This window comes from Brumimicrobium sp. (genome assembly GCA_023957385.1).
In the GTDB taxonomy this organism is placed as follows: Bacteria; Bacteroidota; Bacteroidia; order Flavobacteriales_D; family Crocinitomicaceae; genus Brumimicrobium.
This window is the reverse complement of sequence record JAMLGZ010000001.1, coordinates 2,548,996-2,560,733: the sequence shown is the minus strand read 5'-3', so window position 1 is coordinate 2,560,733 and position 11,738 is coordinate 2,548,996. Positions and strand designations below refer to the sequence as shown.

Here is an 11,738-nt window from a genome sequence, read left to right as displayed (position 1 = left end):
TTTTGTTTTATTGAAGACGTTTCTGTCACTCTTGCCATTTTTTTCTGTTATCTGCTGGTATTCTTTCAAAGTCTTCCCAATCTGCATTTAGTTTTATTCTCTGAAATTCCATTTTATCAATCCTTTCATTTTCAACAAGGAATAAGTCATGTTCTGTTTCTCCGTGATCTTTTCCACAATGAGGGCAAATATATTTGTTATTTACAAAGTCATATATTTTTATGTTGTTTACTTGATATTGTTCATTTAACCAGTTTCTATAATCTTTTACCTTTTGATTTTCATAAGTAAGTTCTGGAATAAATAAATTCAATAACATACCTTTTTCTGCAAGTTCAATGAAGTTTTTACGATAAAAATCTAAAGCTATATGAGATTCAAATTTTTTAGGGTGCTGGTAACTTTTATTACAATTTAAACATCTAATTACTTCGATATTATTGTTTAATCTAATTGATTTGACTTCGTTGATGTGTTCAGCTTGTAAATTATTGTCAAAAAGATATCGTAAAATATCATACAGTTCTGAATACCATGCGTTTTTAATTTTGTCTGAATAAGAAGGTCTCCAGTCATTCAAAGAACCAGCTCCACCTCCTGGCAAATAACCGCCTGTCCTCAGTTCCTTAAAAGCCTTCAGCCATGACTTATCTTTATTCAGCTCGATAACTTTAATTAATGGCTCGATATATTGTTCTTTATTGTCTATGTTTTTTTCTATATTTCGGGTGACGTTTTGGGCGCTAAAAGCTGGTCAACTTTTCTGCCAAAACCTAAGCTAGAAGCACAAATATAAATTTAAGCAAAAAAACTAAATCGGAGCAATTATCTCGGCTTGCTTTTGATGACTTGTTATAAGCCGTGTTTCTGTCGTTCAATGGTTTAATATTGTCCGCTGTAAAACTTATTTTTGTCGTTAATTTTAAGTCCATTTTCACCGAACCAATTTACAAAATTATCCCATTTGTCTTTGTTTTCCGAATGCCATTTGCCAAATCCGTCTTCGTCTCCTTTCATTAAAATCCAATGATTATAGGCTTCTATATGCCCAGCTTCCTTAACTTGTTTTTGGTAACTGAATAAAACGTTGGGATATGTTTCGTCGTGTCCGTTTGTAAAATAGTTATCAACGAAGGTACTTCTTATATCGTCAAGTGAGTTGATATCAATTGTCTTTACGGAAAGCATTGATAACATTAAAGTTGGCTCATAAACTCCAATACCAAAGGGCAACTTCATTTTACTTGAGTCTGTCAAGTTGCTAATGTTGATTGAAGCATTTTTGCTAAAACTCACCGAAAATGATGTGTCGCTTATAAACTTAATTTCACTTTTGTATGTGTCATAAAGGAGTTTACTTATTTCCGCTGTTCTTCTGCTGTTACGTTCCAAATTCATAAAAATTTCTCCGTAAATCATTCCCCAAACTTCTTCTGTGGATGAACAATAAATTTTACTAGCCCAATAATAGTTCGAAGAGAATTTTGGTTCGACTTCAATACCTTTTTCGTAGTAGTCAAGTGCTTTGTAGTAATCTTTCTTTCCCATTTGCATTACACCCATTTCTAAATACAAATTGCCTGAATTGGGAAATTGTTTTAGACCTGCTTTGTAGGTTTCTATTGCTTTGTCGCTTTTACCAAGATTATCATATGAGTTGCCGAGTAACTGGTAAACTCTATCATTGATGTCTTTATGATTTAAAATACCTTCAAGATATTTTGTCGCTTTTTTGTAATCTTTTTTCACATAGTAAGCATAAGCAAGTTCATAAGGATAGTTGATGTCGTCAGGATCAAGTTTTTGAGCTTCTTCAAGCAGTTTAATACTTTTGTCAAGTTGTCCGTTGTCCATAAGTTGGATAGCCTCTTTTCCCTTGTCAAGAGCTTTCTCTTTGTTGGTTGCCTACCCGTAAACAATTTGTCCTACTGTTATAAACAGAAGTAGTCCGATTATTTTGATTTTTGTTGTCATTCTGTTATTTCTTTTAAAATGGCTTATAACGGTTTGGACGCTCGGCGTCCGACCGTTTTTTACATTAAACTTAGATACGAAGATAATACTTTTTCTTTACGAAAGATAGTAAAACGATGCGACTAATCCGGCTGGCGGCCGAACGATCTTAGGTGCATACCCTTATTGTTGTTCTTTTGCAAAATCTTCAAATGTTGAATAATTTTTGTGTTCTCGTCCTTTAACCTTAGCAAGTTTTGTTCCGTCAATTCGGCTTTGAATATAGGTTGATAGTTCCTCAAATTTGTCAATATGCAGATTGTACAGTGTTCTTGTCGGTGCAATTTTAAAATGCTTTTTGAGATGTCCTGCAAAAACAGCATATTTTACTTGTCCCTTACCAACTTCATACTCTTTATATTCGTTGTATCGCTTTATTAGATGTCCAATATAGTTGGCTTTTACAGTGTCAAAGCCTATGCAACCTTCAGGATATTTTTGTTTTACCGTTTTTTTAGGTTGATTTATTGAAATTGTGTTGTTATCTCCAACAACAGCATTTCCAACTTTGCTGTTGAAGTTTACAGTCTTTGAATTAGACTTGGTTGTTGTTAGATTAGTAACAAGTAAGATTTTCTTTTTGTAAACATCAATATTAGATATGTCGCCTTTCGTAATTTTTGAATGACAAATCGGACAGAGCAATAGTAAATTCCCAATTTCATTATTAGAGGGGTTTTCGTCAATGTGATGAATTTCAAAATGCCCAACGTCATCATTGTTACAAAATGGACAAACTGAGCCAATTTCTTTTTGAAGATTGGCACGTACCTTAGTTGTTTGAGGGATTGCAGTTCGCTTTTTCTTTTCCACTTACTTTTTAATATGAAAATTTTATTAATTAATTTGTACACAAAGCATTAGCTATTTCAATACCAATTCTGTCAAAATCTCTTTGATGTTTAAATGTTTTGCGTCTTGAATTTTCTTTGCGTGATTAGCAACCAAGTCTATCCAATCAAACAGTTTTGTCTTTTCGGTTGTTTTAGTTTCCCAATATTCCGAAAGTTCAAAAGCTGATGTCTGCATAATAGCTTCAACAATGTCTGGAACATTGTCAAACAAGTTTAAAAATATTCTCGGAACTTTTTGATAAACTTTTCTACCAATCGCATAATCGTTTTTGCCTCCTGCTGTAAATAAATCACGAACGTTTGGACAAACAACAGCTTCACGAGTTACCAACCAAATGGCTAATCTTCCAAATTTATCGCTACTGTTACCAAAGAGTTCGGGGAAATAAACCATTGCCCGATTTTTCAATTCTTGCTTTTCTCGCAAAGAAAGGTTGTTCCAAATTCTGATAACGATATTACTTGCTTTGCTGTTATTTTCAGCATCCATCCACCAAAGTTCTTCGCCCGGTTTTAACTTACTTTTGTAATAATCAACAATCGGTCTTATCGGGTTTTCCTTTTTGCGTAAAGTGTCGTAAGGCATTTTGATTTTGTCAAAAATGGTTTTGCCTTGCTCCAAATTCATATCAATCAAATAACGTGGCGAATGTGTTACTACAACTTCTGACAAAACTTCTTCGTAAGGACGACAACGAAATTCTATCGGACTTGCCAACTTCGCAAACAACATAAAAATTCGTTCAACATCATCAACTCTTGTGCTTTCTAAAACGCTATTTCCCGTAGTTTTCCAATGATTTTGAGTTGTCGTTTTTACTTCGATGCCGTAATATTTCTTTGCGACAATATCGGGAAACTTTTGTCCGCCAATCAATTCAATAGAATTTTCAAATGGCGTTCCGACCGCCAAATCTGTCATTACATCTCTTACATACGGCTCAAGATTTCTACCTAAAAGTGTTGCCACTTTCTTTGATGATTTTTGGGCGTGAACATTCAGCTCATCAATTGTTGAGCCGAGCAAAGTATCAAATTCGTTTCTATTTGGGTCTGAATTTACTGAAATTATCATCGTTACTTCTTAAAATATAAGTCCCAAACTTCTTCAATTCTCTTGGCTAAATTATAAGCCAAAAGCGGTGGAACTGCGTTACCAATTATTTTATATGCTTGTGATGGACTAACCAAAAATGAGCCTTTTCGTCCGCTTTTATTTTCAATTACGAAATCATAATCGGGCGGAAAAGTCTGTATTAAAGCACATTCTCTTACAGTCAATCTTCTTTCTTTCAAACCTTTTTTTAATTCACTTTCAATCTGTCCGCCATTTTCTTTTGAAAGTCGTCTAAACTCAATATTTCCGTGATGTTCAGAACGAATTGTAGGCGAAATACTATCCAATTTTATTTCAGTTTGTCCTTGACAATGCTTACCCATAAATTTTGCTTTTGAGTAAAACTTCTGGGATAAATCTGCTGTATCTTCGGGTTCTTCCAAATGTTTAAAAACATCTTTAAGCTGAACAAAATGCTTTAGATCATCGCTCTCAACTGTGTAGCAATGTGTCGGGGTTGGATAAGGATTGTATCGTTCAGAAATCGTTTCTTTTTCCAATTCTGCTAAAACCGATTTTTTCAAAGCCGATTTTTTGATACCGATAAAAATTACTCTTTCTCTCGATTGCGGAACACCAAAATCTGCGGAATGTAAAACTTGTGGGTCGAGAACGATATAACCGTTTCCGTTGGCTGATGAAAAGTCATTTTGAATGATTGATTTTACATCGCCAAGATTTACCAAGCCTTTTACATTTTCGGCAATGAAAATTTTTGGTTGCGTAATTTCAATTACTTCTTTCATCCACATATAAAGTTGTCCGCGAGTTTCAACGGAAGCTGTTTTACCTTCAATAAGTTCGCCTTTGTGGTTTTTATGCGAATTAAATCCGTTTCGTTTTCCTGCTACACTAAAATCTTGACAAGGAAATCCGCCTGTTACTATGTCCACATCTTCGGGAAAAACATTAACGCCATTTCGATACATTTTTACCAAATCAACAATACTTTCCTTGTAAAAATCTTCCGCATTATGTCCTCGTTTTGAAAAATAATTTACCCAAGCATTTCTCGCATCGGTCAAAATATCGTTGGCAAAAACGGTTTTGAATTTAGTTTTTTTGAGTTGTACAAATCCATTTTTTAATTTCTTGTCAATGAAATTTGGTGTCAAAACTTCGTTGATTGACTGCTGTAAAACAGAAAATCCACCCTCAAAACCCAAGTCCATACCACCACAACCCGAAAAAAGAGAAAGCACATTTAGTGTTTCTTTCTGTTTTTCTGTTATTAACTTTCTTTCAGTTTTCGGATAGTACAAAATGTCTAATTGTGGTTCTTGTACTACGCTGATTTCCGCTTCTTCTATATATGTCCGCATAGTTTAGTGTTTTACAAGGTTAGACTTAATGTATTTTACTTTTTGTTCCGCCACTTTCAAAACTTTGCTTGCACAATCTTCGTCTGCAATTTCATAAGCAATTCTTTCGCTCATAAATTGCACCAACAAATCTTCTTTGTCGAGTTTAAGAATTTCGGCAAGTTTTATAATGTTGTCCTTTGTAGGTTTACGTTCGTTTCGTTCAATTTTGCTCAATATCGCTTGGTCAATGTCGAGATACGATGCTACTTGTCGAAGCAGTAAGCCTAAATTTTCTCGTTTTGTTCTTATAATTTGTCCGACTGTTTCCATATGAATATTTTAACTTGACATAAAGTGTCAAATTTAAGTTGTCAATTTGGATTGTGCAAATATTTTAGGATAATTTATAAAAATTTGGGGGTGGCGGGTGGGCTTGGTTTGTTTGGATTTTGTCCGTCAGTTGATGTCTGCACGGTCGTTGGGTAGGGTTGCACCTAACTCTATACGATTGTATCGTTATTTTTCTTTCAAATATAATATTATTATTTAACAAAAAAAATCCAATTTGGTCTCCTTATAACACATCAAAAGTACTCTGATTATAGTTGACTGAATAGAAATGATTCCTGTTATATCGTAGCTTCAAAATAATCTCATTATTTTGTTGATAATCCACGGATAATATACTAATTTTACCGCATATTATTTCAATTATAATTAAATAAAAATATATAAATCATGAAAGTAACAGTTGTTGGAGCAGGTGCTGTAGGTGCGAGTTGCGCAGAGTACATTGCTATTAAAAATTTTGCATCCGAAGTGGTGTTGGTTGACATTAAAGAAAACTTTGCTGAAGGAAAAGCAATGGACTTGATGCAATGTGCGTCATTAAACCGTTTTGATACTAAAATTGTGGGTAGCACAAATGATTATTCTAAAACAGCGGGTAGTCATGTTGCCGTTATTACAAGTGGTATTCCTCGTAAACCTGGAATGACAAGAGAGGAGTTGATCGGAATCAATGCAGGAATTGTAAAAACTGTTGCAGAAAACTTAATTAAACATTCACCTAATGTGATTTTAATTGTAGTAAGTAACCCAATGGATACCATGGCTTATTTAGTACATAAAGCAACTGGACATCCAGCTAGCAAAATTATTGGTATGGGTGGAGCTTTGGATAGCGCTCGTTTCAATTATCGTTTGAGTGAAGCATTAAATTGTGCTGCTTCTGACGTAGATGGTATGGTAATCGCTGCGCACAGTGATACTGGTATGTTGCCATTAACTCGTTTGGCTACTAGAAGAGGAGTTCCAGTATCTCAATTCTTATCTGATGAGAAATTGGCTGAAATTGAACAAGCTACCAGAGTGGGAGGAGCTACTTTGACATCTTTCCTAGGTACTAGCGCTTGGTATGCTCCAGGAGCTGCTGTTTCTAGTATCGTTCAAGCAATTGCTTGTGATCAAAAGAAAATGATTCCTTGTTCTGTAATGTTAAACGGAGAATATGGGCAAAAAGATATATGCTTAGGAGCTCCAGTTATTTTAGGAAAAAATGGTGTTGAGAAAATTGTTGAAGTTGCATTAAACGATGCTGAAAAAGCTAAATTAAATACGGCTGCTGATGCAGTTCGTGTTGTAAATGGTGATTTAGCTGCTGTTTTAGCTTAGTATCTTATATCATATAAAACTAAAAGCCGAAGTAGAAATTTTCTCTTCGGTTTTTTTTATGTTTTAATTTTCGTTTTTAGCGAACAATTTATTTATGATTTGTAACCTTTCTTTTTATCATCTCCTCCAATTGGATAGAAACGATTAAAGAAAGAAAAAATGAAAACAACAATTATAACAACACTTGCTTTCTTGACTACATTTACTTTTAGCAAGGCTCAAAATAGTCAAAGATATACGGATGATATTTTTACTGATATTGAAGTTACTACCGATGTGCAATACGGACATAATTTGAAATATAACGATGAGCCACAAGATTTGTTAATGGATATTTACCAACCTAAGGATGATACTGAAACAGCTAGACCTGTAATCATTTTAGTACATGGAGGTTCCTTCGTAGGTGGTTCAAAAGATGGGGGAGATGTAAAACCTTTAGCTGAAGCTTTTGCTAAAAAAGGATATGTAACAGCTTCTATCGAATACAGATTAGGAATTAAAGATAAATATACAAAGCCAACTAAAACAGAGATGTCAAGTGCTGTAATGCGTGGAACACAAGACGCAAAAGCTGCTGTGAGATTCTTTAGAAAATCTTTTGTTGAACAAGGGAACCCTTATGGAATTGATACCGCTAATATCTTTATGGGAGGTAGTTCTGCTGGTGGTTTTATATCATTGCATTTAGCATATTTAGACAAAGATTCTGAAATTCCAGATTACATGGATTTGAATTCTGCTTCTTTGCAAGGAGGTTTGGAAGGTAATTCTGGGAACCCTGGATATTCTTCAAAAGTAAAGGCAATTATTAATATTTCAGGAGCAATTGGAGATGTGACATGGATGGAAAATAATACGACTCCTGTATTAAGTTTTCATGGAGATCAAGATAAAACAGTGCCATTTGGAACAGGGAATATATCTATACTAATCTTTAAGATTATGAAGATTGATGGTAGCGCAACTATTCACCAAAAAGCAGACGAACTTGGAATTGCAAATACGTTTGTTCCTGAATATGGCGCAGGGCATGTTCCTCACTCTAAATTTCCAGAGTACATGGATACAACCATCAATGACATGACTATCTTTTTAGCAAATATTCTTTCAGAAGGACAAGAAGATGTGAGTGTTCAGTCGGTGAGAGATACTACCCAACCAAGTTATCATACTTCTGTTAATAACGAAATTTATAAGAGAGAAGAGCAGTAGTTATAGTTTTCATATATATTTGAGTAATAGAGAGCATACTTTTTAGTGTGCTCTTTCTATTGAGTTTTTAACTATCTTTGTAAAAAAAAAACTGATATCCATGATTAAAAAAGAATTTAAAGTGTCGGGGATGTGTTGCCCGAATTGCGTTACGCATATTCAAACATCACTAGGGAAAGTGGAAGATGTCGAAAATATTTTGGTTCAGTTTGAAGAACCCCAAGTGACTGTTCATTTAAAAAATGAAATTAGTGATGCTGTTTTGATCAATGCAATCCAGGTGGCAGGGCATTACGAGGTGATTCTATAAGCTATAAGTGTTTAAAGAAAGGATGCAACTTTCTTTGTAGGAGATTCGTCTATTCTTTATATTTGATGTTAATACCAAGCATTTACTTGCTTTAATCTTTATTATATGAAGAACTCTTACTACAATTTACTAGCATTCCTAGCTATTTTTATTTTTAATACTACTGCTTTTGCTCAGTGTGATAATTCTGGTTTTTCTATCAATATTAGTTATAATTCTTGTCAATTAATTAAGGTCAATCCCATTGATATAGTTGATTTAGATGAGATGAATGCAACATATAACTGGGATTTTGGTGATGGTAATACCTATGTTAGTTATTATGACACCATTCCTGTTGAACATTATTATAACGCTGAGGGGACCTATACAATCTCTTTGACAATAGATGATGGGCTTTGTAGCTATACAGCAACCATATCTGTGATTGTTACGGAGTGTTTACCTGGTGTTTGTGATGATTATGATGCATCTTTTGTTTATCAAGCTATAGATTGCTATACGTATAATTTCTCTCAGTTTTCACAAGTTTCACCAGATGACACGCTCACTTGGGATTTTGGAGATGGGACTATAATCACATATAATTCTAATATAAACTCTATGGAACAACATACCTTCGGAATGGAGGATGATTATTTAGTTACGCTTCATGTTCAAAATGGAATGTGTACGGATACTTATTTCACATGGATTCAGGTTTATTGTGATACCTCTGGGAATGGTAATGGGGTAGATACTTCTGCATGTTATAATTTGTATAATACGATGAATCCAGTATCAGGATATTATCAGAATTTTGATAATCAGATTATGTTTCAATGGGGGAATAATAATACTAATGCTCAAAATGTACAAATAGCTATAACATTCCCGAATACGGTAACACCGGCTTTCGATACGTATTATGGCTTTAATTATCCGTGGGTTGTTTCAGGAAATCAGATTTTACTCGATATGACCCTGCCTCCTAATAGCTCATATTATGATATAATTGAATTTTACATGCCGTTTGGAATACCTGATAGCACACTTCATACATACAGTATGTTTATGGAAAGAGAAGATGGGGAATGTGGGAATCTTTCTGAATTGTATATGTTAGTTGGTAATTCTTATGACCCAAATGCTAAAATAGTGAATAAACCCATTGAAATAAACCCAGATATACAAGATGAGCTGGAATATACTATCTATTTTCAGAATACAGGAACAGCCCCTGCGCAAGATATCTCGATTATAGACACTTTGGATACGAGTCTAGATTGGTCAACCTTTGCATTTGTAAAGAGTTCACATGCGGTACATGTAAATGTCTTAGGTAATGGTGTAGTGGAGTTTGCTTTTAATCAAATATGGTTGCCGGACAGTACAACAGACCTACTTGGGAGTCAAGGTTTTGTTACCTTTAAAATCAAGGAAAATGCTTCGAATAGTGTAGGCACCTCAATTTCAAATACAGCGTATATCTATTTTGATGTGAATGATGCAATTATTACAAATACAACCTACAATATTAATTCGTATGGATATTTAGGTTTAGAAAATGATATGATCTCAGACCTCGTAATATTTCCGAACCCAACATCAGGAATTATGCATGTAAAAAGCAATCAGATAATTGAATTGATTGAAGTTTATTCGTTAGACGGTAAAAGGCTACAATCACACAATGCTTATCAGAAAGATACATATATTGACCTAGGAAATATAGTAAATGGTGTTTACTTGATAAAAGTTTCATCAGCTGGAAATACCCAAATAAGACGAATCGTTAAAGGTTAACAATAAAATACTGAAGAGTGAGAAAATATAAATTTCGCTCTATATTTTTGGAAGATGAAAATCAAATAGTTAATTTTTCGGGTAAATTAACTCCCATATAAAACTAATTTTATCCCTTTTATTTATCCTTAGCTTGGCTTAATTAAAGTCAAGCTTTTTTTGTGTTTTCAAAATAATTTCTTATCTTAAATTAGATTTCCATCTAAAAATATAAGAATGAACAAATAAAGCCACCGCAATATTTAGGAAGTTTTAATGAAACCAAACCTAAATACTAATTCACAAAAAAAAATATCAAATAAAACAAAATGGGCAACGATAAATTCAAAGGTAAATATAGAGGTGGTTCACGTCGATTAAAGGGGTGGGATTATTCATCCGATGGTTTATATTTTCTAACAATTGTTACCCAAAATCGTGAATGTAATCTCGGAAAAATTGAAAATGCTGAAATAATTTTATCCGATTTCGGAAAAATCGTCGAAAAGGAATGGTGCAAATCGTTTGAAATTCGTGGGGAATTATTTTTACATGAATATGTTATCATGCCAAATCATATTCATTGTATTGTGGAAATCGTTAAAAATGTAGTCGTTCAAAAATCAATGAATGATGGTAATCGTATGGATAACGATGATTGTGGGGATATTAACGATGGGGATAATGATGATTCCAATAAAATTGATAACCATGGGGATATTGGGAATTGCGGGGATATTGGGAATTACGCGGATATTGTAGAACCGCACGGCCGTGCGGTTCTACAATATTCCGTTGAAAATCAATATTCCGTCGAAAATCAATATCCCGTTGAAAATCGTTATCCCACCGACAATCCAATCCCCGCCGATAATCCTATTCCAGATGAAAATTCAATCAATGAATTATTAAAAATAAAACGAAATATTCCGCCACGTAAATCAAAATCGATATCATCATTTATTGCAGGGTTCAAATCTGCGATTAATTCAAAAATTGATGATTATATTGATGAAAAACAATTGGGTATTCCAAAATACAATAAGAAAAATCATTTTTTTCAAATCAATTTCCATGACCATATCATTCGAGATGGATTCGAATATCAACGCATAAAATGGTATATAATCAATAACCCAAAATCTTGGAAAGATGATTCATTGAATAATAATGAATAATTCGTAGAACAGTGTGAGGATATTGTGGAATCGCGTGGGGATATCGTAAAATCACAAGGGGATATCGTGGAATCACAAGGGGATACCGTAGAATCGCACGACCGTGCGATTCTACGGTATCCCCTTGCTTCTCGCCCTAGAATTGCAATAATAAAAAAACGCAATCACCTAATCAATAGATAATTGCGTTTTATATTTGTTGTCCCACTAGGGCTCGAACCTAGACTCTTCTGAACCAAAATCAGACGTGTTGCCAGTTACACCATGGGACAATCTTTCAAAAAAAAGAACTACAAGCGTCTTTGTAAT

General features: G+C 34.0%; 11 protein-coding genes and 1 tRNA gene. 5 read left to right on the top strand and 7 right to left on the bottom strand.

The features are described from left to right. Nucleotides 1–25: 25 nt before the first annotated feature. From M9897_11150 to M9897_11125, 6 genes are all read right to left on the bottom strand, one after another. A complete protein-coding gene (locus M9897_11150) occupies nt 26–604 on the bottom strand; it encodes a hypothetical protein (GenBank protein ID MCO5269434.1) in 579 nt (192 codons plus the stop codon). Nucleotides 605–882: 278 nt separating this feature from the next. Next, nucleotides 883–1,854 carry a tetratricopeptide repeat protein gene (locus M9897_11145; GenBank protein ID MCO5269433.1) on the bottom strand — a complete coding sequence of 324 codons (972 nt, stop codon included), beginning with the start codon at nt 1,852–1,854 and terminating at the stop codon, nt 883–885. Between the two features lie 282 nt (nt 1,855–2,136). After that, nucleotides 2,137–2,826 (bottom strand): HNH endonuclease, encoded by a 690-nt coding sequence (locus M9897_11140; GenBank protein ID MCO5269432.1) that lies wholly within the window; start codon nt 2,824–2,826, stop codon nt 2,137–2,139. 51 nt (nt 2,827–2,877) lie between these two features. Further along, entirely contained in the window at nt 2,878–3,942 is a 1,065-nt protein-coding gene (locus tag M9897_11135) for a hypothetical protein (GenBank protein MCO5269431.1), read from the bottom strand. Nucleotides 3,943–3,944: 2 nt separating this feature from the next. Continuing rightward, nucleotides 3,945–5,306, bottom strand: a complete 1,362-nt coding sequence (dcm, locus tag M9897_11130) for a DNA (cytosine-5-)-methyltransferase (GenBank protein MCO5269430.1) — start codon at nt 5,304–5,306, stop codon at nt 3,945–3,947. A 3-nt stretch (nt 5,307–5,309) separates the two neighbouring features. After that, a complete protein-coding gene (locus tag M9897_11125; GenBank protein MCO5269429.1) occupies nt 5,310–5,618 on the bottom strand; it encodes a helix-turn-helix domain-containing protein in 309 nt (102 codons plus the stop codon). A 408-nt stretch (nt 5,619–6,026) separates the two neighbouring features. Here M9897_11125 and M9897_11120 point away from each other — a divergent pair, with 408 nt between their 5' ends. From M9897_11120 to M9897_11100, 5 genes are all read left to right on the top strand, one after another. Then, a complete protein-coding gene (locus tag M9897_11120; protein MCO5269428.1) occupies nt 6,027–6,962 on the top strand; it encodes a malate dehydrogenase in 936 nt (311 codons plus the stop codon). Between the two features lie 159 nt (nt 6,963–7,121). Further along, on the top strand, nt 7,122–8,177 hold the full coding sequence (locus M9897_11115; GenBank protein ID MCO5269427.1) for an alpha/beta hydrolase: 1,056 nt from the start codon (nt 7,122–7,124) through the stop codon (nt 8,175–8,177). A 100-nt stretch (nt 8,178–8,277) separates the two neighbouring features. Next, the gene (locus M9897_11110) at nt 8,278–8,487 is read left to right on the top strand and encodes a heavy-metal-associated domain-containing protein (GenBank protein MCO5269426.1); all 210 of its coding nucleotides are present in this window, start codon (nt 8,278–8,280) and stop codon (nt 8,485–8,487) included. A gap of 105 nt (nt 8,488–8,592) precedes the next feature. Continuing rightward, the gene (locus M9897_11105; GenBank protein MCO5269425.1) at nt 8,593–10,272 is read left to right on the top strand and encodes a PKD domain-containing protein; all 1,680 of its coding nucleotides are present in this window, start codon (nt 8,593–8,595) and stop codon (nt 10,270–10,272) included. A gap of 308 nt (nt 10,273–10,580) precedes the next feature. Further along, nucleotides 10,581–11,429 carry a hypothetical protein gene (locus M9897_11100; GenBank protein MCO5269424.1) on the top strand — a complete coding sequence of 283 codons (849 nt, stop codon included), beginning with the start codon at nt 10,581–10,583 and terminating at the stop codon, nt 11,427–11,429. Between the two features lie 199 nt (nt 11,430–11,628). Here the strand turns inward: M9897_11100 and M9897_11095 are convergent. Continuing rightward, nucleotides 11,629–11,701, bottom strand: a tRNA-Gln gene (locus M9897_11095). Nucleotides 11,702–11,738: the final 37 nt, after the last annotated feature.

Coding starts and splice junctions, on each gene's coding strand:
- M9897_11105 (MCO5269425.1), top strand. CDS start 8,593: ATGAAGAACTCTTACTACAATTTACTAGCATTCCTAGCTATTTTTATT.
- M9897_11120 (MCO5269428.1), top strand. CDS start 6,027: ATGAAAGTAACAGTTGTTGGAGCAGGTGCTGTAGGTGCGAGTTGCGCA.
- M9897_11145 (MCO5269433.1), bottom strand. CDS start 1,854: ATGGACAACGGACAACTTGACAAAAGTATTAAACTGCTTGAAGAAGCT.
- M9897_11125 (MCO5269429.1), bottom strand. CDS start 5,618: ATGGAAACAGTCGGACAAATTATAAGAACAAAACGAGAAAATTTAGGC.
- dcm (MCO5269430.1), bottom strand. CDS start 5,306: ATGCGGACATATATAGAAGAAGCGGAAATCAGCGTAGTACAAGAACCA.
- M9897_11110 (MCO5269426.1), top strand. CDS start 8,278: ATGATTAAAAAAGAATTTAAAGTGTCGGGGATGTGTTGCCCGAATTGC.
- M9897_11115 (MCO5269427.1), top strand. CDS start 7,122: ATGAAAACAACAATTATAACAACACTTGCTTTCTTGACTACATTTACT.
- M9897_11135 (MCO5269431.1), bottom strand. CDS start 3,942: ATGATAATTTCAGTAAATTCAGACCCAAATAGAAACGAATTTGATACT.
- M9897_11100 (MCO5269424.1), top strand. CDS start 10,581: ATGGGCAACGATAAATTCAAAGGTAAATATAGAGGTGGTTCACGTCGA.